Consider the following 21953-nt stretch of genomic DNA (forward strand, 5'->3'; position numbering starts at 1 on the left):
TCGCGAAAGTGGTAGAACCGTGACGCCTGCGCCAGCACCAGTTCATCAGGCAACGACCCCAAGTAGATCGCCGCTTCGGCAAGGCTATTGGTGATTGCGGGGCGAGAAACGGAAGGCAAGGGCAGGGTGGTCGAGCGATTTTCATGATCGGTCCAAACAACCGAGTCGCCGGAAACAGCAAGCCGATGCGCCAGCGAGTGACTCCAGCCAAACCCCAACCCACAATCCACTTCCACCGCACTGGTGCGGTACAAGCGCGTCCACTCAAACGGCAACAACCCGTCCAACGCCCCATCGGTCAGCGTCAGCAGTTCCTCGCCGGTGACCATCGACACCGGGCAACCGTTAGTGGCTGTTTTGTCCGAAGACGCGGCCGCCTCTCCAGCCGGGTTCTTAGCAACAGCCGGCACGTCATCCACAGGCTCCCGCCGCACCAACACCGTCCGTTGCTTGGCCTTGTCCCGAACCACCGGCACCGGGTTGGCAACCACCTGATCCCCAGCCTTCAACGGCACAGCCGGAATCGTCTTGATCGTCGTTGCCTGGCTACTGAGCAATATCGGCTTAGCCACCTGCGTGTGATCATCCGCACGAAACTTCCCGAACTGCCCAGCCATGTGCTCCAACCATCTGCGCGCACGCTGAGACTTGATGCTGCCCAGCACCTTCGTACCGATGCGCACCGCCATCCCCATCCCGGCGGTAGCGAGACACAGCGCCACATTGATCAATACTTCGGCGCTGATTTCCCCCAGCAACTCGTTCATGTAGGGCGGCGGCAACATCCGCATCCAACTGACCATTGCCGACAGATAGATGAACAACAGCGGCTCATCGCTCAGCACCATCAAGCCCTTTGCAAGGCTTTCGGTACCGAGCTTCAACAGCTTTTCAAATTCATCCTGGGACAGGTAATGCAGCAGTTTTTCGGCATGCCCCAATGGGTCCAAAAACCACTGCAGCATCTGCTGAATGTTGTCCCAGAGTGAGTACAGCGCCTCACCAAACCCGCGTGCGTAGCCTTGATGCAGTGAGAGGTAGCGCTTGAGAACGTTGGCCTCGGAATAGCCCTTCCACAACGGTTCGAAGGTGGTGCCCCATTCACCGCGCAGCCAGCCTTCCAGCGGTTCGATAACCGACTGGTAAGAGGCGTACAACGCCTTGAAATGCGCTGTGGACACGTTGGGGTAGAAACTGACCCGGTACTGCTGGTTGCGATCACATTCCGTGATTTCGAGAATGCCGCTGGGGCCGATGGTCTTATGGAGGGGGTCGCCCAGCGGGCCACCCTTGGGGTCGATGCGTTGCAGCATCACTGGCGTATTGCCAATGGGCACGAATCGAGCGCTCTGGAACATATGCACCAGGGTCAACGTGCCGTTGGCCTGGCAGGTTGCGGTGGTGGTGCTGGGAAACAGGGAGTGGTTGATCGGCGCGACCAGCGCCACGTCATGTCCAACCTTGAAGACTTGCTCGATATCCAGCGCCGAAAAGCTGAAAAAGCTCTCCGCCCAGGCGTCGTAGTGATTGAGGCAGCGCTTGAAGTCGCTGATCACGGAGTCGACGTCTCGCGTTTTTGAATCCAGGGCGGCCAGTACCAAAAAACCAATGGTTTGGCTGGTCAATTCGATCATGAGGCCGCCCCATCAACCGGGGCCCAAACCAATAACGCCATCTGCAATCCCTCGCACTGTGTAGTCAGGCGAGGGACTTTGCGGACCTTTTCAGGGGAGGGGAGTAGAGCTTATCCGGCGGTTATGTGGGACGTTTCGATAACGCTCGTCGGCTCCCAAGCGACTGGCGGCTATTGTCAGAAATTTCCCACAGGAGTACAAATGTACTCCATGACGACTCTGACCCCCCGCCGTACCGCCATCCTGACCTTTATCCGCGACCGCATCGCGCAGCAAGGCCAGCCCCCCAGCCTCGCCGAGATCGCCCAGGCCTTCGGCTTTGCCTCGCGCAGCGTGGCGCGCAAGCATGTGCTGGCGCTGACCGAAGCCGGTTTTATCGAGGTCAACCCCAACCAGGCCCGAGGCATTCGGCTGCTCAACCAACCGGCACGCCCGGAATGGCTGGATGTGCCGGTGCTCGGTCGAGTAGCCGCGGGCTTGCCCATCGGCGCCGATGCTGAAGTGCACAGCCGCCTGCAACTGGACCCGTCTACCTTTGCGAAAACCCCGGATTACCTGCTGCGGGTACAAGGTGACTCGATGATCGAAGACGGCATTCTTGACGGCGACCTGGTGGGCGTACGCCGCAGTGCCGAGGCCTTGAATGGGCAGATTGTGGTGGCGCGCCTGGACGGCGAAGTGACCATCAAGCGTTTCGAACGCAGCGGCGACAGCGTGCGCCTGCTGCCGCGCAACCCCGCGTATCAACCCATCGTGGTCGGGCCCGATCAGGACTTGGCCATCGAAGGCGTGTTTTGCGGTTTGGTGAGGCAAGGTTGATGGGCGCCGTCGTTGCACTGGACACGCTGTTCAATGGCGGGCGCGTGTGGAAAGGCCGGCCCGCCGCGCCCCCGGCCAGTGTCTATCCCACTGGGTTGGCGGCGCTGGACGCGGTGCTGCCCTCGGGCGGATGGCCGGAAGCGGCGTTGAGTGAAATCCTCATGGCCAAGGACGGCGTGGGTGAGTTGCAGCTGGTGCTGCCGACCCTGGCGCGCTTATCAAAGGCAGGCGAGCGCATTGTGCTGGTGGCGCCGCCGTACACGCCGTACCCCCACGCCTGGCAGAACGCCGGAGTGGATTTGCGCCTGCTCTCAGTGATCCAGGCCGAGGAGCGCGATGCCTTGTGGGCCGTCGAGCAGTGCCTGCGCTCCGGCAGTTGCGGCGCGGTGTTGTGCTGGCCGCGCAAGGCCGATGACCGGGCGCTGCGGCGCCTGCAAGTTGCGGCGGAAACCGGGCAGACCCTGGCGTTTGCCTGGCGCGCCTTGAGTGAGGCGATCAATGCATCGCCCGCCGCCTTGCGCCTTGCCGTCGAGGCGAAACCCGCGCAAGTGCGGGTGCTCAAGTGCCGGGGCGGGCTGGCCCATCCGGCGCCGATTGCGCTGGCGGGGCACTGAGGTTGCCATGCGCTGGGTGTGTATTGTCTTCCCGCAATTGGCGCTGGACGGGGTGCAGCGTGTGCACCCCGAGCCGGACCAACCCCTGGCCCTGCTGGCCGGCACGCCACAGCGCCGCGTCCTGCAAACCGTCAATGACGCTGCCCGCGCCTTGGGCTTGCGTCCCGGTCAATCCCTGACGGCGGCGCAGGCCCTGACCAAGACCTTTGCCAGCGCCGAATATGACCCCGCCGAGATCGAACGCCACCAACAATTCCTCGCCGCCTGGGCCTACCAGTTCAGCTCCCAGGTCAGCCTGTATTATCCACGGGCCTTGTTGTTCGAAATCGAGTCGAGCCTGGGTCTGTTCGGGCCGTGGCCGCAGTTCGAAGCGCGTTTGCGCAAGGAGCTGGCTGAACTGGGCTTTCGTCACCGCATCGTCGCTGCGCCCAACCCCGCCGCTGCGCGGGCGCTGGCGAATATCGAGGATGGCCTGGCGGTGCAGGATGACGGCTTGATGCAGGCCCTGGGGCCGCTGCCTATTGACCGCGCCGGCCTTGACCCGCAGGCCGCCACGGCCTTGTCGCGCATGGGGCTGCGCACCCTGGCCCAGGTGCAGGCGTTGCCCCGGCACACCTTGGCGCGCCGCTTTGATGCCAGCTTGCTCAAGCACCTGGATGCATTGAGCGGGCAGCGCCCATTGGCCTTGGCGTTTTACCAGCCGCCCGACCGGTTCGATGTGCGCATCGAGCTGAATTTCGATGTGCAATCCCACCAGGCGCTGCTGTTTCCGCTAAGACGTCTGACTGGCGATCTGTCCGCCTTCCTGTGTGGCCGTGACAGTGGCGTGCAACGCTTCGACCTGCACCTGGAACACGCCCAGGCAACCGACACGGTGATCAAGGTCGGCCTGCTCAGCGCCGAGCGCGAACCGGCGATGCTGTTTGAATTGGCCCGTGGCCGTCTGGAGCACGTCCAAGTCACCTCGCCGGTGCGCGGTGTTCGCCTGGTGGCCCAGGACTTGCCGGTGTTCGTGCCGCAACGCCAGGACCTGTTCGACGACCGTCCGCAGCAGACGTTGCCGTGGGCGCAATTGCGCGAGCGCCTGCGTGCCCGTTTGGGCGATGAGGCGGTGCAAGGCCTGCGCTTTCACGCCGACCACCGCCCCGAATGCGCCTGGCAAGCGGCGACGGATAAACACCCGTGCCCGCCCCTGAACAACGTGCACCGTCCGGGTTGGCTGCTGAGCACGCCCACACTGCTGGCCGAGCACGGTGTGCATATCCTGATGGGCCCGGAACGCATTGAGTCCGGCTGGTGGGACGGCGCCGATGTGCGCCGCGACTACTACCTGATCCAGACCCGCGCCGGCCAGCAAGGCTGGGCCTACCGCACCGTGGGGCAGAACGATGGGCTGTGGCTGCAAGGCTGGTTTGCATGAGCTACGCCGAGCTGCACTGCCTGTCCAACTTCAGCTTCCAGCGCGGCGCGTCCAGTGCGCTGGAGTTGTTCGAACGGGCCAAACGCCAAGGCTACAGTGCCCTGGCGATCACCGATGAGTGCACCCTGGCGGGCATCGTGCGTGCGTGGCAGGCGGCGAAGGCCGTGGAGCTGCCGCTGATTATCGGCAGCGAGGTGCGCATCGAGAACGGCCCGAAACTGGTGCTGCTGGTGGAAGACCTCAGCGGCTACCAGCACCTGTGTCGCTTGATCACCCTGGCCCGACGGCGCGCAGAAAAAGGCAGCTATCGCCTGTTGCTGGAGGACTTCGACCAACCGCTGCCCGGCCTGCTGGCGCTGTGGGTGGCCGAAGACAGCGACACCCAGGCCTCGATCCAATGGCTGCGCCGCACCTTCGCCGAGCGGCTGTGGCTGGCGGTGCACCTGCATTGCGGCCAGGACGATGCGCACCGCCTGGAACAACGCCTGAACCTGGCCGCCAGCCTGCGCATTCCGGCCGTGGCCTGCGGCGATGTGCACATGCATGCGCGTGGCCGCCGCGCCCTGCAGGACACCATGACCGCCATCCGTCATCACGTGCCGGTGGCCGAGGCCGGCACGCGCCTGCACCCCAATGGCGAGCGGCATCTGCGCAGCCTCGACGCCCTGGCCGCGCTGTACCCGCACGCCTTGCTCGACGAAACCCAGGCCATCGCCCGCCGCTGCACGTTCGATTTGAGCCAGTTGCGTTACCACTATCCACGCGAACTGGTGCCCGAGGGCCACGACGCCGAATCCTGGCTGCGCGCCGTGACCGAAGCAGGCATCGCCCAGCGTTGGCCGCAGGGTGTCGACGCCCACACCTTGCAGCAGATCCACAAAGAACTGGCGCTGATCAGCGAGCTGGGCTACGAAAGCTACTTCCTCACCGTGCACGACATCGTGCGCTTCGCCCGCAGCCGTTCGATCCTGTGCCAGGGCCGGGGCTCGGCGGCCAACTCGGCGGTGTGTTTTGCCCTGGGGATCACCGAGATCGACCCGAGCCTGACGAGCATGCTGTTCGAACGCTTCCTGTCCAAGGAGCGCAATGAACCGCCGGACATCGACGTGGACTTCGAACACGAGCGCCGCGAAGAAGTGCTGCAGTACGTGTTCCAGCGTTACGGCCGCACCCGCGCGGCGCTGACGGCGGTGGTCAGCAGTTACCACGCGGCCGGCGCGGTGCGGGATGTGGCCAAGGCCCTGGGCTTGCCGCCGGACCAGATCAACGCCTTGGCCGACTGCTGCGGGCGCTGGAGTGATGACGCGCCGCCCCTGGAGCGCTTGCGTGAGGGCGGCTTCGACCCGCAAAGCCCGATCCTGCGTCGCGTGCTCACGCTCACCCAACAACTCATCGGCTTTCCCCGGCACCTGTCCCAGCACCCCGGCGGCTTTGTGATTTCCGAATACCCGCTGGACACCCTGGTACCGGTGGAAAACGCCGCCATGGCCGAGCGCACCATCATCCAGTGGGACAAGGACGACCTCGATGCCGTCGGCCTGCTCAAGGTGGATATCCTCGCCCTGGGCATGCTCAGCGCGATCCGCCGCTGTTTCGATCTGTTGCGCCGCCATCGCAACCGGGACTTTTCTTTGGCGAGCCTTCCCAAGGAAGACCCGGCCACCTACGCGATGATCAGCAAGGCCGACACCATCGGCGTGTTCCAGATCGAGTCGCGGGCGCAGATGTCGATGTTGCCCAGGCTCAGGCCGCAGACGTTCTATGACCTGGTGATCGAGGTCGCCATCGTGCGGCCGGGGCCGATCCAGGGCGGCATGGTGCACCCGTATTTGCGGCGTCGGAACAAGGAAGAGGAAACCACCTATCCGTCACCGGAGCTGGAGGTGGTGTTGCAGCGCACGCTGGGCATCCCACTGTTCCAGGAGCAGGTGATGCAGATCGCCATGGTCGCTGCCGACTACGGCCCCGGCGAGGCCGACCAACTGCGCCGCTCCATGGCGGCCTGGAAACGCCACGGTGGCCTGGAACCGCACCAGGAGCGCCTGCGCACCGGCATGCTGAAAAACGGCTACAGCGAAGAATTTGCCGCGCAGATCTTCGAGCAGATCAAGGGCTTTGGCAGCTATGGTTTCCCCGAATCCCACGCAGCCAGTTTCGCCTTGCTGACCTACGCCAGTTGCTGGCTCAAATGCCATGAGCCGGCGGCGTTTGCCTGTGCGCTGATCAACAGCTGGCCCATGGGTTTCTACAGCCCGGACCAGATCCTGCAGGATGCGCGGCGCCATCGTTTGCAGATTCGGCCGGTGGATGTGCAGGCCAGTGACTGGGATTGCAGCCTGGAGCCCATCGACGGCGCGCAGCCGGCGATTCGCATGGGCTTGCGCATGATCGCGGGGTTACGCGAAGAGGAGGGTCGGCGTATCGAAACGGCGCGCCAACGCGGGGTGTTCAGCGACATCGCCGACTTGGACGCGCGCGCCGGGCTGGATGCGCGCACCCAGGCATTGTTGGCGGATGCCGGTGCCTTGCGCGCCCTGGCCGACAACCGGCACAAGGCGCGCTGGGAGGTGGCGGGGGTGCACAAGCAACTCGGGCTGTTCGCTGGCCTGCCAAGCCCCGATGAAGCCGTGGTGGCACTGCCGGCGCCGACGGTGGGCGAGGACCTGCAGGCCGACTACGCCACTGTCGGCACGACCTTGGGTCCACATCCATTGGCGTTGTTGCGCACCGAGCTGCGCAAACGGCGCTGCCGCAGCTCGCAGGAACTGATGCTGGTCGAGCATGGGCGCAACGTCAGCATCGCCGGCTTGGTGACCGGACGGCAACGCCCCGGTACCGCCAGCGGGGTGACCTTCGTGACCCTGGAAGATGAATTCGGCAACCTCAATGTGGTGGTCTGGCGTGATCTTGCCGAGCGTCAACGCCAAGCGCTGGTGGGCTCGCGGTTGCTGAAAGTGGATGGGCGCTGGGAGGCGGTGGGCGAAGTGCGACACCTGATCGCCGGGCGCTTGACCGACCTGACGCCGCTGTTGGAAGGGATCCCTGTGCGCAGTCGCGATTTCCACTGAAGAGGCCTTGCAGCGGTTGCCACGGATAAGCTATACGCAAATGAAACGATTCATTGCGGCCAGGCTCCAACGCTTTACCAGTGGAACAGCGCTCCCCAACAACGCTAACGTCGCCAAGAGCCCAACATGCAATTTTTATCCAATACCCACGGCTGCGAAGGCTGGGGCGGTGAAATGGCCCAGCGAATCCGCGCCTTCGATTGGTCGACCACCGAGTTGGGCCCGATTGACAAGTGGCCTTGCAGCCTGAGCAGCACGGTGCAGATGCTGCTGGCCTCACCCATGCCCATGGTGATGCTCTGGGGCTCGGTGGGGTACATGATCTACAACGACAGTTACTCCGTGTTTGCCGGTGGTCGCCACCCGTATCTGCTGGGCAAACCGGTGGAACTGGGCTGGCCGGAAGTGGCCGATTTCAATCGGCATGTGTTGGACACGTGCCTTGCCGGTGGCACGTTGTCGTACCGTGACTTTCCCTTGGAGTTGTCACGTAACGGCCAACCGGAAGAAGTCTGGATGGATCTTTCCTACAGTCCGGTGGCTGACGACAACCAGCAACCCGCCGGCGTGCTGGTGATCGTGACTGAGACCACCGAGCACGTGAAATCCGAGCGTGTGCGCCAGGAACTGACGCACAACCTGGAACAGCGGGTCGCCGACGAAGTGCAGGCGCGTTCTGCTGCCGAAGACCAACTGCGCCAATCGCAAAAACTCGAAGCCATCGGCGGCCTCACCGGCGGCGTGGCCCACGACTTCAATAACCTGCTGCAAGTCATCGCCGGCAACCTGCACCTGCTGTCGCGCCATGAACCGGACAACCCCCAGGTGCAGCGTCGTGTTGCAGCGGCCATTGCGGCGGTGGAGCGTGGTGCCAAGCTGTCGTCACAATTGCTCGCCTTCGCACGTCGCCAACCCTTGTCACCGGCGGTGTACAACCCGCAACGCATCTACGCGGGCCTCGGCGAACTGCTGCAACGGGCGCTGGGGGAAACCATCCATATCGACGTGCAATTGCCCCAGGATTCCTGGTGCATCAACGTTGACCGCAACCAGCTGGAAAACGCACTGCTCAACCTGGCCATCAACGCCCGGGATGCCATGAAAGGCGAGGGCGTGATTCGTATCACCGGCGAGAACATCATCCTCAATCCCGGCGATTGTGCCGGTAAAAGTATCAAGCCCGGTGAGTATGTGCGCCTGGCTGTCACCGATATCGGCGTAGGAATGCCGCCGGCGATCCTGGCGCGGGTATTCGAGCCGTTCTTCACCACCAAGCGCAATGGCCACGGTACAGGCCTGGGCCTGAGCATGGTGTTTGGCTTCGTGCGCCAAAGCGGTGGGCATGTCGAGGTGTGGAGCGAGGAGGGCAAGGGCACGGTGGTGCAAATGTATTTCCCGCGCAGCCTCGGTGACGAAGCTGAGGAAGCCCACGCCGAGCCGGTGTCGCATGCCAATGGCCACGAGACCATCCTGGTGGTTGAAGACAATGAGGACGTGCGCGCAACGGTCGTGGAGTTGCTGGAACAATCGGGTTACACCGTGCTCACGGCCGAAGACGGTGACCGTGCGATGCACATGCTGCAAGCCGGCGTGCAACCCGAGCTGATCTTCACCGACGTGGTGATGCCCGGCCGCATCAAGAGCACCGACCTGGCCGCCTGGGCTCGTGCGCAGACGCCGCCGGTCGCGGTGCTGTTCACCTCAGGCCACACCCGCGACATTCTCTCCAGCAATCACCTGCTGAGCCCCGATATTCACCTGTTGAGCAAGCCCTATAGCCCCGAAGCCCTGGCGCAACGGATACGCAGCGTGCTCAGCGTCAGACAAGGTTGTTCATGACTTCACAGCGCACTCCCCCCCCGATCACTGCCCAGCAGCACGGCTTCGTCCGCGTGCGTGGCGCCCGCGAACATAACCTGCAAAACGTCGATGTGGATATTCCCCGCGATGCCTTGGTGGTCTTCACCGGGGTGTCGGGCTCGGGCAAGTCGTCCCTGGCTTTTTCCACGGTGTACGCCGAGGCCCAGCGGCGGTATTTCGAATCGGTGGCGCCTTATGCGCGTCGGCTGATCGACCAGGTCGGGGTGCCGGATGTCGACAGCATCGAAGGCTTGCCGCCCGCCGTGGCCCTGCAACAGCAGCGCGGCACGCCGAGTGCGCGCTCGTCGGTGGGCAGCGTGACCACCTTGTCGAGCTTGATCCGCATGCTGTACTCCCGCGCCGGCAGTTACCCGCCGGGTCAAGCGATGCTGTATGCCGAGGATTTTTCGCCGAACCTGCCCCAAGGTGCGTGCCCACAATGCCATGGCCTGGGCCGTGTCTATGAAGTGACCGAGGCGCTGATGGTGCCCGATCCGTCGCTGACCATCCGCCAGCGCGCAGTGGCGTCCTGGCCGCTGGCGTGGCAAGGCCAGAACCTGCGCGACATCCTCGTGACCCTGGGCTATGACGTGGACATTCCTTGGCGCGAGCTGCCGAAAAAGCAGCGCGACTGGATCCTGTTCACTGAAGAAACTCCCACGGTCCCGGTGTACGCCGGTTTTACGCCCGAGCAAACCCGCGAGGCGTTGAAACGCAAACTCGAGCCCAGCTACCAGGGCACCTTCAGTGGGGCGCGGCGCTATATTCTGCACACCTTCACCCACACCCAAAGTGCGCTGATGAAAAAGCGCGTCTCGCAGTATATGCAAGGCAGCGCCTGCCCGCTGTGCGAGGGCAAGCGGCTGACCAAGGCGGCGCTGTCGGTGAAGTTTGCCGGGGTCGACATTGGTGAGCTGTCGCAATTGTCGCTGGCGCAATTGGCTGAATTGTTGCGGCCGGTGGCGGCGGGGCAGGACAAAATGAAACTGTCGGTGGAAAAGCGCCTGGCCGCGCAGCGTATCGCCCAGGACCTGCTCGAGCGGGTCAGCACCTTGACCGACTTGGGCTTGGGCTATTTGTCCCTGGAGCGCAGTACGCCGACCTTGTCATCCGGTGAGTTGCAGCGCTTGCGCCTGGCGACCCAATTGGGCTCGCAGTTGTTTGGTGTGATTTATGTGCTGGATGAGCCGTCGGCGGGTTTGCATCCGGCGGATGGCGAAGCGTTGTTCACGGCGCTCGAGCGGTTGAAAGCGGCGGGTAATTCGCTGTTTGTGGTGGAGCATGACCTGGAAACCATGCGCCGCGCCGACTGGCTGATCGACGTCGGCCCGGCCGCCGGTGAGCATGGCGGGCAAGTCCTGTACAGCGGTCCGCCGGCGGGGCTGGCGCAGGTGGAGGCGTCGCAGACCCGTGAGTACCTGTTCGCTGAAAAACGCGTGGCAAACCCGGTGCGTCGCGAGCCCACGGGCTGGCTGAAACTGGAAGGTGTGACGCGCAATAACCTCGACGGCTTGAACGTCGATTTCCCGCTCGGCTGCTTCACGGCAGTCACCGGGATTTCCGGGTCGGGCAAGTCCAGCCTGGTCAGCCAGGCACTGCTGGAGCTGGTGGGCAGCGGGCTGGGACGTGTGCTGGAAAGCGACGAAGAGCCAAGCCTGGAAGACGACACTCCGCAAACCAGCGGCGGATGGATCAGCGCCGGGCTGGAGCACATCCGCCGCCTGGTGCAGGTCGACCAGAAACCTATCGGCCGCACGCCGCGCTCCAACCTGGCGACCTACACCGGCTTGTTCGACAACGTGCGCAAACTGTTTGCCGCCACACCTGCCGCGAAAAAACGCCACTACGATGCCGGGCAGTTCTCCTTCAACGTTGCCAAGGGCCGTTGCCCGAACTGCGAGGGCGAGGGGTTTGTCAGTGTTGAATTGCTGTTCATGCCCAGCGTGTACGCGCCATGCCCGACTTGCCATGGCGCGCGTTACAACCCCGAGACCCTGGCGATTAAATGGCAAGGCTTGAGCATCGCCCAGGTGCTGGGGCTGACGGTGGAGCAGGCCGTGGAGGTGTTCGCCGAACAGCCCGGCGTATTGCGTTCATTGCAGGTGCTGCGCGATATCGGCTTGGGGTACCTGCGCCTGGGGCAACCGGCGACCGAACTGTCCGGCGGCGAAGCGCAGCGCATCAAACTGGCCACCGAGCTGCAACGCAATGCCCGAGGCGCCACGCTGTATGTGTTGGATGAACCCACCACCGGGCTGCACCCACGGGATGTCGACCGCTTGCTCAGCCAGTTGAATCACCTGGTGGACGCGGGGCATACGGTGGTTGTGGTGGAACATGAAATGCGCGTGGTGGCGCAGAGTGACTGGGTGATCGATATCGGACCGGGCGCGGGGGATTTGGGCGGCAAGGTGGTTGCCAGCGGTACGCCGCAGAAGGTTGCTAAAAGCAAGACCAGCCGCACCGCACCATTCCTGGCCCGAGAGCTGATCTAGCAATCAAAACAGATCAAGTGTGGGAGGGGCGGTGCGACGATTCGACTTGCTTCTGATAGCGGTGTGTCAGTCAACTAATAAGTGCCTGAACCACTGCCATCGGGGGCAAGTCGAATCGTCGCACCGCCCCTCCCACAGGTTGATCACTGTTGAGTCAGGTGGATTTGTGCCTTGGCCTGCTTCACCACGTTGTCCACGGTGAACCCAAACTGCTCCTGCAGCTTGGCCAACGGTGCCGATGCGCCGAAGCTGTTCATCACTACCTTGGCTCCGGTTTGACCGACGTAGCGGTCCCAGCCCAATGGGCCCGCCTGTTCCACCACCACCCGTGCTTTCACCGCTGGCGGCAGCACGCTGTCGCGGTAGGCTTGGTCCTGTTCTTCAAACAGTTCCCAGCTGGGCATCGAGACCACTTGCGCGGCAATCCCTTCGCTTTTCAGTTGCTCGTAAGCGTCCACCGCGAGGCTGACTTCACTGCCCGTCGCCAGCAGCAAGACCTCAGGATGATCGGCACCTGCGAGCACATAGGCACCCTTGGCAGCACCCGATGCGGCGGCATACTTACTACGATCCAGCGTAGGTAATGGCTGACGCGACAACACCACACAACTCGGCCGATGGGTTTGCGCCAGTGCTACTGTCCACAACGCCAGCGTTTCATTGGCATCGCCTGGGCGCAGGGTCAGCAACCCCGGCGTGGCGCGCAGTTGGGTCAGATGTTCGATAGGTTGATGCGTCGGCCCATCTTCACCCACACCGATCGAGTCGTGGGTGAAGACAAACACCACCGGCAACTCCATGATCGCCGCCAGGCGGATCGGCGGCTTCATGTAGTCGCTGAACACCAGGAAGGTCGAGGTGTACGGGCGCAGGTAGGACAACGCCATGCCATTGGCAATGGCGCCCATGGCGTGTTCACGGATGCCGAAGTGCAGGTTGCGCCCCGTGTAGTCGTCAGCGCTGAAGCGCCCGGCACCCTCGAACGTGAGGTTAGTCTTGGTCGAAGGCGACAAATCCGCCGAGCCGCCCAGCAACCACGGGATTTGCTCGGCAAACGCATTCAGCACCTTGCCGCCGGCGGCACGGCTGGCGATGCCCTTGGCGTCGGCGTCAAAGCTGGGCAGATGTTTCTGCCAGTGTTCGGGCATTTCCCCGGCCTGCATACGGCGCAATTCATCGGCCAGTTCCGGCTCGTACTGCTCAAGCTGCGCCAGGTGCTCGCTCCACTTTTCATACAGCGGCTCACTGCGATCCAGCAGCGCATCACGCAAGTGCGTGCCGGCGTCATCGGGCACCAGGAAGCTGGAGTCCTCGGGCCAGCCATACGCGGCCTTGGTCAGGCGGATTTCATCCTCGCCCAAAGGCTCGCCATGGGCGGCGGCCGTGTTGTGTTTGTGCGGTGAGCCATAGCCGATCACGCTGTCGACCACGATCAGGGTCGGTGCGCCACGGTTGCAATGGAAGGCCTCCAAGGCATTGCCCAAGGCTTGCAAGTCGTTGGCATCGGTCACGTGCAGGGTGTGCCAGCCATACGCCTGGAAACGTTTGATCACGTCTTCGCTGAACGCAAGCTCGGTGTGGCCTTCGATGCTGATGGTGTTGTTGTCATAGATCCAGCACAGCTTGTCCAACTTCAAATGCCCGGCCATCGACGCCGCTTCGCCGCTGATGCCTTCCATCATGTCGCCGTCGCCGCACAGGGTGTAGACGTTGTAGTCGAACAGGGTTTTTTCTTCACGGTTGAACCGCTTGGCCAGCCAGCGCTCGGCAATGGCCATGCCGACGCTGTTGGCACAGCCCTGGCCGAGCGGGCCGGTGGTGGTCTCCACACCGGTGGTCATGCGGTACTCGGGGTGGCCGGGGGTTTTCGAACCCGCCTGCCGAAACTGCTTGATATCGTCCAGGCTGACAGCGGCCTGGCCGGTGCGCTCGCCATCAGCATCCAACTCCACCACGCCTGCCAGGTGCAGCAACGAATACAGCAACATCGACGCATGACCGACCGACAATACAAAACGGTCGCGGCTGGGCCAGTCGGGGTGTTGGGGGTGATAGCGCAGGAAGCGACTCCACAGCGTATACCCCACGGGGGCCAGGCCCATGGGCGTGCCGGGATGGCCGGAATTGGCTTTTTGTACGGCATCCATGGCCAGGGTGCGGATTGTGTTGATGCATTGGGTGTCGACGGCGGTGGCAGCTTGCTTCATGAACCGGTCTCCCTCGGGTGGCGATCTACAGTGGAGGGCACAGTGCGCCAAAGGTTTGATCCCATCGCCTGTGTTGCGACGAACGGGGATGTATTGACCTTGAACATGACAAGACCCCTCGCAATGGTCTAGCTTCTAGGGCGTAAGCCATTGATCAACTTGCGGAGGTACGCCATGCCAGTGAAACACGACCTGTATCAGGACTTGGGGTTCAGCAAGGAAGTCGTTCACGAACGCAGGGCAAATGACAAACGCCTGGACTCGCTGCTCACTCAATACGACGACGCTGACAAGGAGGTACTGAAGGCAGAATCAGCAAGCGCCGGCGATGAAGAGGTGGAGAAGCTGAAGAAGAAACGGTTGTTGATCAAAGACGACATTGTGGCGAAGTTGGGGTAGGGGATCGTTCGCGTTCCTACAGGGGGCGCGCACATTTGTTCAGAATTGTCTGAAGGACAGGCTTCTCTTCACTGCCTATGATGCCCACCGCCCACCCGGCTCTGGGGACTGTTGCGGCGCAAGGACTGCGCTGTTGAGCCGGGTGGGCACTTCAATTCAGGCCAGCAGTGCCTGGGTGCATTCATCAATAGAGCGCTGCTGCGTTTCCTCATACAGCTTCAATTCATCAATCGTCCGGCGGCCGAGTGCCTGTTCAAACTCGGCTTGGTTCGAATTGGCCGCGTAGTGACTCTGCGCCGCATCCCCCAGGTTCGACTGAAAGATCCCCGCTGCACTCACCGGCAGAAAATCCTCGTACACCAACGGCTCCACATCGATGTGGCCCGCTGCGATCAGTGCTTCCAGGGTACGCGGTTGCTCGGCGCTGCCGCGCGCCGCCACACCTTGCTCGGTGGTGAGGTAGCGGAAGTAGGCCAGGCCCTGATCACGCATCTGGGCGTGGTTGTCCGGGAAGGCCTGGAAGTGCTGTTCCATCAATTCGACATAACGTGCGGCGTTGCCTTCATTGGGGAAAGCGCCCAGCTCGTCGCGCGCGGCGTTCAGCAGTTGGTCGTACAGCGCGCGGCCTTTGGGCGTAAGGGCCACACCGCGCTGTTCGATCTCGCCAAAGCGTGCTCTGTGGCTGCCTTGGGCGTCGGTGAAGGCGATGGGTTCGTCGAGGGCCTTGAAGCTGGTCTGGCGCAGCAGGATCGGGCAGCGGCGGCGGGGTGGGCCTTCGATCACGGCCTTGGGTGTGATGCCTTTGCCTGGCATGGCGGCCTGGACCTGGTCGATGTCCAGGGTGCGGGGGGTCAGGTGGTTGATGTGCGGGCCTTTGAACGCGACTACGTCGGCGATCAGGCGGTGCTGGTCGCTCAGTTGCTGGTACTGCGCGCCGGTGACGGTGGCGGTGTGGTGCCAGCGGAAGGTTTCCAGGGCCTGGTGGATGAATTCATCCGCGTCCACGGCATTGAGGCCGCCGTCCTTTTCTGCTTGTTCGATCAGCGCCAAGGCTCTTGGGGTAAAGATCGAGCGCTTGGCCAGGGCCGTTTCGGCAAACGCACGCAGGTCGGGTTTTTCGATCAGTTCCAGGCGCAGCAAGGACGTGAACACCCGAAACGGGCTGGTTTGCAGCGCCTGTTCGTGCACGGCGCGAAAGGCGGTGGAGTGCACCGGCACGCCGGCCGGGGTCAGGTCGTAATAGCCCACCGGCTGCATGCCCATCACTGCGAACAGGCGGCTGATGGTCGCCAGCTCGGCGGCGGTGCCCAGGCGGATCGCGCCGTGGCGTTCCCTGTCCAGGCGCTGGATTTCGCCGGTGCGTTGCAGGTGCTGCGCCAGGCCCGGTTCGGTGTCGAGCACGCGGGTATTGGTCTCGGCCACCAACTCCATCAGCGCGCCATACAGTGGAACTTCATCTCGGTACATGTCGGACATGGCCTTGGAAAAGCCCTTGCGGATCTCATCGGGGCAGACATGTGCGTTGGTGGGCATAGAAAAATTCCTGATGGCGATGACGGTGAAGGTGGCCTTTGCCTGGATTTTGTTGAGCGCAAGGCTTGCTTGCAAACGAAGATTCCTCAGGACTTCATTCTGCAAATGAATGAGATGACGTGAATATGACAAAAAACAGCCCGCGGAAAATTTCATTTCCGCGCGGTTTTCCTAACTAATTCTTCACGGAGTCCGCCCCGGCCGGCATGAAAGAATCGTCACGTTTGCAAGGATGAAAACGCCGTTATGCACACCGCACACATAAAAAAATGTTTAGGGGCCGTCGTTAATGAAAATTTCTACACTGGCGCTGTCGATCACCGCCGCCGTTCTTGCACAACACGCATTCGCTGATGATTTCGGGCTCGGTGCCCTGGGCACCGGCAATGGTCACAGCGGTTTCCTTGAAGACAGCCATGCGTCTGTCAGCTCACGGAGCATGTACTACAGCGCGGATAACCGCTCGGGGACCAACAACGACCTGCGCGAAGCGGCAACTGCGCTGCGTTTTGACTACAAATCCGGCTTTACCCAGGGCACCATTGGCCTGGGCTTCGACGTCATGGCCTTCGGCGCGCTGCGCCTGGACGGCGGCGATGGTCACACGGCGGGCGCAGGCCTGGCGGGCAACGGCAACAGCTTTTTTCCGACCAAGAACAACGGCACCGAGCCTGCCGATTCCTTCGGTCGCGCGGCGGGCAACGTGAAGTTCCGTGTTTCCCAGACCGAGTTGCACGTCGGTGGTGGCTTGGCACCGGTTCTGCCGATCCTGGTTTCCAACGACAGCCGCGTGGCACCGCAGACCTTTGACGGTGGCATCCTTACCTCGAATGACATTCCCAATGTCACCTTCACCGGCGGTGAGTTGAACCGCGCCGAAGGCCGTGCCTCCAGTAACTCCACAGGCTTGAGCGTGGCAGGCGGTACCCGCGACAGCGACAGTTTCAAATTCGGCGGGGTGGACTACAAACCGTTTGGTTCTTCCGACAACGCCATCGCGAAAAACCTGACGTTGCAGTACTACTACGCCCAACTGCAAGACTTCTACAAACAGAACTACGTCGGCCTGGTCCACGTGCTGCCACTGGGCAATGACCAGTCGTTCAAGACCGACCTACGCTACTTCGACAGCACCAGCGACGGCAAGAACGGCGAGAGCGGCTACCAGTTCAACAACAACGGCGGCTTTGCCAAGCACGCCAACGAAGTGGACAACAAAACCTACAGTGCGGCTTTCACTTACCAACTGGGCGGCAGCAGCTTGATGCTCGGCCACATTGGCGTGGGTGACGACGGCGGCTTTGTGTGGGTCAATCAGGGCAGCCTGGCCGACCCGCACGCACAAGGCGCCGGCGGCAGCGACTTCTACCTGTTTACCGACGCCGTGGTGGGCCAGTTCTCCCGCGCGGGCGAGCAGGTCAACTTTGGTCAGTACTCGTATGACTTCAAGGCCTACGTGCCTGGCCTGAAGGCTTCCGTGGCGTACCTCGACGGTTCGGACATCAAGTCGAAGGTTGCCGGCGGCCCTGACCAGAAAGAAAACGAAGCCGACTTCCGTCTGGACTACGTGGTGCAAGCCGGTCCTCTGAAAGGCTTCGGTACCACCTTGCGCACCGGCACCTATCACGGCAAAAACACTGGCACCCCCGACCAGGATCAGACTCGCCTGATCTTCAACTACACCTACGCCATCTTCTAAGTCTTCATGTGCATCCGGGCGTCATTGGGTTCTACACTGCCTCTCACCTGGTAGGCGATGGAGGACCCGATGACGGCCACACCCGACAACCGAATACTTGCAACCCTCGAAGGCCAGCGCCTGGCGCAGCAGGATGCCGAGCGTTGGCGCGAGTGGGGCCCTTACTTGAGTGAACGCCAATGGGGCACGGTGCGCGAAGACTACAGCGCCGATGGCGATGCCTGGACTTACTTCCCCCACGAACACGCACGCAGCCGCGCCTACCGATGGGGTGAGGATGGCCTCGCCGGTTTCAGCGACAAGGCGCAACGTTGGTGCCTGGGCCTGGCCCTGTGGAACGAGCGCGATGCGATCATCAAGGAGCGCCTGTTCGGCCTCAATAACGCCGAGGGCAACCACGGTGAAGACGTCAAGGAACTGTACTTTTTCGTCGATGGCGTGCCGAGCCATGCCTACATGCGCATGCTCTACAAATACCCCCATGCGGCCTTTCCCTACGATGACCTGATCCGCGAAAACGCCCGCCGTGGCCTGGAGGATGCCGAGTACGAGATCCTTGACACCGGCGTGTTCGAAGACAACCGCTACTGCGATGTCAGCGTCGAGTACGCCAAGCATCAGCCCGACGACCTCTTCATGCGTATCACGCTGCACAACCGTTCCGAGCAGCCGACCCGCTTGCAGGTGATGCCGCAGTTGTGGGCGCGCAATGACTGGAGCTGGACCTTTGATGCGCCCAAGCCGCAGTTGAAGATGGACGGGGAGCAGGTGCTGGCGCGCCATCCTGAACGGCCGGATCGGCATCTCAGCGCCTGGGGCCAGGAGGGAGTGGAGTGGTTGTTCTGCGAGAACGAAACCAACGTTCCCCGCCTGGATGGCCAGCCGGCGACGGGGCCGTTCAAGGACGGCATCAATGATTACGTGGTCGAGGGTGTTCAATCGGCGATTCGGCGTGACAGCGGCACCAAAGTCGCGGCGCGCTTCATCCTCGAATTGGCAGGCCTTGAGAGTAAAACCCTCTACCTGCGGTTTGCCGCCGTTAACGCGCCGCCGGTCAACGCCCGCAAGCTGTTCGAACAACGCCGCCAAGAGGCGGATGATTTCTACGCCGCCTTGCAACACGGCATCCACGACGACGATGCGCGCAATGTGCAACGCCAGGCATTGGCTGGCTTGCTGTGGTCCAAGCAGCTGTACTATTTCGATGTGAACCAATGGCTCGACGGCGACCCGGCGCAACCTGCGCCGCCGCCTGAGCGCCTGCATATCCGCAATACTCATTGGCGGCACCTGTCGAACTTCGACATCCTCTCCATGCCCGACACCTGGGAATACCCGTGGTATGCCTCGTGGGACCAAGGCTTCCAGGCGGTGGGCATGGCGCTGATCGATCCGGGGTATGCCAAGCAGCAACTGTTACTGCTGGTGAAAGACCGCTTCATGCACCCCAACGGGCAATTGCCGGCCTATGAATGGCGCTTCGACGATGCGAACCCGCCGGTCCACGCCTGGGCCAGTTGGCGGGTGTACCAGCAGGACAAGGCGCTGAACGGCGTAGGCGACATGGATTTCCTTGAGCGGATTTTCCACAAGCTGCTGCTGAATTTTTCCTGGTGGGTCAACCGCAAGGATGCCGAAGGGCGCAACCTGTTCCAGGGCGGTTTCCTGGGATTGGACAATATCGCCTTGTTCGACCGCTCGGCCGGGCTGCCGCCGGGGTACCAGCTGGATCAGGCCGACGGCACGGCGTGGGTCGCGGCCTATGCGCTGGACTTGATGCGTATCGGCCTGGAGCTGGCCAAGCGCAATGGGGTGTACGTCGACATCGCCGTTAAGTTCTTTGAGCATTTCCTGTACATCGCGGGCGCCATCAACCGCGTCGACGAGAGCGCCGAAGGCCTGTGGGATGAGCAGGACCTGTTCTTCTACGATGTGCTGCACCGGCCCGACGGCCAGAACGAGCCGGTGCGTCTGCGCTCTATCGTCGGGCTGATGCCCCTGTTTGCCGTGCTGGTGCTGGAGCAGCGTGAGCATGAGGGGTTGGAAGGCTTGCGCGAACGCCTGCTCGGGTTCATGAAGCACCGGCCCGACCTGGCCAAGCTGGTCTCGCGCTGGAATGAGCCAGGGCAGGGCAACCGCCTGTTACTGGCGCTGTTGCGCGGTGAGCGCACCAAGGACCTGCTGCGGCGCATGCTCGATGACAGCGAGTTTTTGTCGACGTTTGGCGTGCGCTCCTTGTCCAAGGCGTTCGCCGAGCAACCCCTGGCGCTGCAAATGAACGGCAACACCCTCAGTGCACGCTACCAACCCGGCGAATCCGACTCGCGGCTGTATGGCGGCAACTCCAACTGGCGCGGGCCGCTGTGGATGCCGGTGAACTACATGCTGATCGAGTCGTTGCGGGAATTTCACCGCTACTACGCGGATAACTTCTCGGTGGAGTACCCGACCGGCAGCGGTTATCTGTCCTCTCTGGAGGAAGTGGCCGACAGCCTCAGTCAGCGGCTGACGCGGCTGTTTCTCAGGGATGAAAACGGTTCGCGACCGTCGATGGCGGGGTATGCGCAGCTTGAGGCGGACCCGGCCAGCCGTGACCTGGTGTTGTTCCATGAATATTTTCATGGGGAAACCGGGCGCGGGTTGGGGGCGTCCCATCAGACGGGGTGGAGTGCATTGGTGGCGTTGCTGCTGCAGCCTGGGGTTGAGTAATACGCCGGACAGAGCGCTGAACTACAGGCGACGCAGAAAGGATCTGACGATATGCCGGGTGGCGTCGGTGGTGTCCAGTTCATCCATGGCGCCATAGGCATGCCACTGGCAGTCGACGATTTCGTTGCGAGGCCGCGCGTCTTCGATGTTCACCACCGAGGCCTCGAACACATGGTGCAGGGTGTCGCGGGCCTTGAGTTCCTGCAAGTACAGCAAGCCGTCCACGTTCAATCCGGTTTCTTCTTCCAGCTCGCGCTCGGCAGCGCCGACCGGGCGCTCGTTGCGTTCAACCTTGCCGCCCGGCAACGCCCATTTCGATCTGGCCTTGCGCACGAAGAGGATATGCCCCTCGTGTTCGCAAATGACCGTGGCCCTGATTTTCATCGTCTGTGCCCCCGCAGTGAGATGATTGTCATAAAAGTGTAATGCAATTGTCATGCTAAGTGGTTATGGCGCTGACGTGTGGGGATGTGGATACTGCCCGATTGACGAAAACGCACGAGGGAAACCGATGAACACCGTACGCTGGGGCATGATCGGCTGTGGCAGTGTCACTGAATTGAAGAGTGGACCCGCCTTCTACAAAGCGCCAGGTTCGGCGCTGGTGGCCGTCATGGGGCGCCGCGAGGAAGCCGTGCGCGATTATGCGGCGCGCCATGGCATTGCCCGTTTCTATACCGACGCCCAAGCCCTGATCGACGATCCCGAGGTGGACGCGGTGTACATCGCCACGCCACCCGACAGCCACCTTGAATACAGTCTGATGGTGGCCGCAGCGGGCAAGCATTGCTGTGTCGAAAAACCGATGGCATTGAATGCCGAGCAAAGCGCATTGATGCAGCGCACCTTCGAGCGTGCCGGCCTGCACCTGTTTGTTTCGTACTACCGCCGTTCGCTGCCGCGTTTCCAACAAGTGCGCCAGTGGCTGCAAGAGGGGCGCATCGGCCAACTGCGCCACCTGACTTGGACCCTGTGCAAGCCACCGGGCGCCGATGACGCCGACGCCGCCAATTGGCGCACCGACCCGCTGATTGCCGGTGGCGGTTACTTTGCCGACCTGGCCAGCCATGGGTTTGATCTGTTCCAGTACCTGGCTGGGGATATTGTCGAGGTCTCGGGCTTCACCGCGCGACAGGCCGGGCAGTATGCCGCCGAGGATGCCGTGACGGCCTGTTGGACATTTGCGTCCGGCGCGCTGGGCATGGGCTGCTGGAACTTTGTCGCCGACCGTCGTGAAGACCGGGTCGAGCTGATTGGCAGCAAGGGGCGCATTACCTTTGCAGTATTCGAGGACCAGCCGCTGCGCCTGGAAGGCGAGGTCGACGAGGTGCTGGACGTGCCTTGCCACGCGCATATCCAGTGGCACCATGTGTTGGCCATGAACGCCCATATCCGCGGGGAAGCCGAACACCCTTCACAGGCGATCGAGGCGTTGAAGACCGATCGGATCCTCGACAAGGTGCTACAACGTAACCCCCATCATCCTGGGTAGTTGC

At 62.5% G+C, this 21953-nt stretch carries 14 protein-coding genes; 10 read left to right on the forward strand and 4 right to left on the reverse strand.

What is annotated here, in order from left to right; translation table 11 throughout:
- The coding region (locus AC3ZU9_RS27825) for a DUF6531 domain-containing protein (protein WP_490091622.1) at nucleotides 1-1634 on the reverse strand (1634 nt) is incomplete at its 3' end.
- 201 nt (nucleotides 1635-1835) lie between these two features.
- Between AC3ZU9_RS27825 and lexA the strand changes: the two genes are divergently transcribed.
- From lexA to uvrA, 6 genes are all read left to right on the forward strand, one after another.
- Nucleotides 1836-2453, forward strand: a complete 618-nt coding sequence (gene lexA / locus AC3ZU9_RS27830; RefSeq protein ID WP_490091623.1) for a transcriptional repressor LexA — start codon at nucleotides 1836-1838, stop codon at nucleotides 2451-2453.
- Entirely contained in the window at nucleotides 2453-3067 is a 615-nt protein-coding gene (gene imuA / locus AC3ZU9_RS27835; RefSeq protein ID WP_012724752.1) for a translesion DNA synthesis-associated protein ImuA, read from the forward strand. Before lexA ends, imuA begins: the two co-directional genes overlap by 1 nt.
- A gap of 7 nt (nucleotides 3068-3074) precedes the next feature.
- Entirely contained in the window at nucleotides 3075-4487 is a 1413-nt protein-coding gene (locus tag AC3ZU9_RS27840; RefSeq protein ID WP_012724751.1) for a Y-family DNA polymerase, read from the forward strand.
- A complete protein-coding gene (locus AC3ZU9_RS27845) occupies nucleotides 4463-7555 on the forward strand; it encodes an error-prone DNA polymerase (protein ID WP_490091624.1) in 3093 nt (1030 codons plus the stop codon). The genes AC3ZU9_RS27840 and AC3ZU9_RS27845 overlap by 25 nt, the downstream gene beginning before the upstream one ends.
- A 126-nt stretch (nucleotides 7556-7681) precedes the next feature.
- The gene (locus AC3ZU9_RS27850) at nucleotides 7682-9394 is read left to right on the forward strand and encodes an ATP-binding protein (RefSeq protein WP_046034722.1); all 1713 of its coding nucleotides are present in this window, start codon (nucleotides 7682-7684) and stop codon (nucleotides 9392-9394) included.
- Complete coding sequence (gene uvrA, locus AC3ZU9_RS27855; RefSeq protein ID WP_490091625.1) at nucleotides 9391-11910, forward strand: excinuclease ABC subunit UvrA; 2520 nt, start codon at nucleotides 9391-9393, stop codon at nucleotides 11908-11910. The genes AC3ZU9_RS27850 and uvrA overlap by 4 nt, the downstream gene beginning before the upstream one ends.
- Before the next feature lie 143 nt (nucleotides 11911-12053).
- Here the strand turns inward: uvrA and tkt are convergent, their stop codons facing one another.
- The gene (tkt, locus tag AC3ZU9_RS27860) at nucleotides 12054-14117 is read right to left on the reverse strand and encodes a transketolase (RefSeq protein WP_490091626.1); all 2064 of its coding nucleotides are present in this window, start codon (nucleotides 14115-14117) and stop codon (nucleotides 12054-12056) included.
- A 174-nt stretch (nucleotides 14118-14291) separates the two neighbouring features.
- Between tkt and AC3ZU9_RS27865 the strand changes: the two genes are divergently transcribed.
- The gene (locus AC3ZU9_RS27865; protein ID WP_046034724.1) at nucleotides 14292-14516 is read left to right on the forward strand and encodes a DUF465 domain-containing protein; all 225 of its coding nucleotides are present in this window, start codon (nucleotides 14292-14294) and stop codon (nucleotides 14514-14516) included.
- Between the two features lie 156 nt (nucleotides 14517-14672).
- Here the strand turns inward: AC3ZU9_RS27865 and hglS are convergent, their stop codons facing one another.
- Nucleotides 14673-16049, reverse strand: coding sequence for a 2-oxoadipate dioxygenase/decarboxylase HglS (gene hglS / locus AC3ZU9_RS27870; protein WP_490091627.1), 1377 nt, complete (start codon nucleotides 16047-16049; stop codon nucleotides 14673-14675).
- Between the two features lie 289 nt (nucleotides 16050-16338).
- Here hglS and AC3ZU9_RS27875 point away from each other — a divergent pair, with 289 nt between their 5' ends.
- Together AC3ZU9_RS27875 and AC3ZU9_RS27880 are read left to right on the forward strand one after the other, a co-directional pair.
- The gene (locus tag AC3ZU9_RS27875; protein ID WP_012724744.1) at nucleotides 16339-17748 is read left to right on the forward strand and encodes an OprD family outer membrane porin; all 1410 of its coding nucleotides are present in this window, start codon (nucleotides 16339-16341) and stop codon (nucleotides 17746-17748) included.
- A 69-nt stretch (nucleotides 17749-17817) separates the two neighbouring features.
- The gene (locus AC3ZU9_RS27880) at nucleotides 17818-20457 is read left to right on the forward strand and encodes an MGH1-like glycoside hydrolase domain-containing protein (RefSeq protein ID WP_490091628.1); all 2640 of its coding nucleotides are present in this window, start codon (nucleotides 17818-17820) and stop codon (nucleotides 20455-20457) included.
- A gap of 21 nt (nucleotides 20458-20478) precedes the next feature.
- Here the strand turns inward: AC3ZU9_RS27880 and AC3ZU9_RS27885 are convergent, their stop codons facing one another.
- Nucleotides 20479-20841 (reverse strand): NUDIX hydrolase, encoded by a 363-nt coding sequence (locus tag AC3ZU9_RS27885; RefSeq protein ID WP_064054544.1) that lies wholly within the window; start codon nucleotides 20839-20841, stop codon nucleotides 20479-20481.
- 127 nt (nucleotides 20842-20968) lie between these two features.
- Here AC3ZU9_RS27885 and AC3ZU9_RS27890 point away from each other — a divergent pair, with 127 nt between their 5' ends.
- Nucleotides 20969-21949 (forward strand): Gfo/Idh/MocA family protein, encoded by a 981-nt coding sequence (locus AC3ZU9_RS27890; protein WP_046034726.1) that lies wholly within the window; start codon nucleotides 20969-20971, stop codon nucleotides 21947-21949.
- The last annotated feature ends 4 nt before the right edge of the window (nucleotides 21950-21953 follow it).

This window comes from Pseudomonas sp. A39, assembly GCF_058145955.1.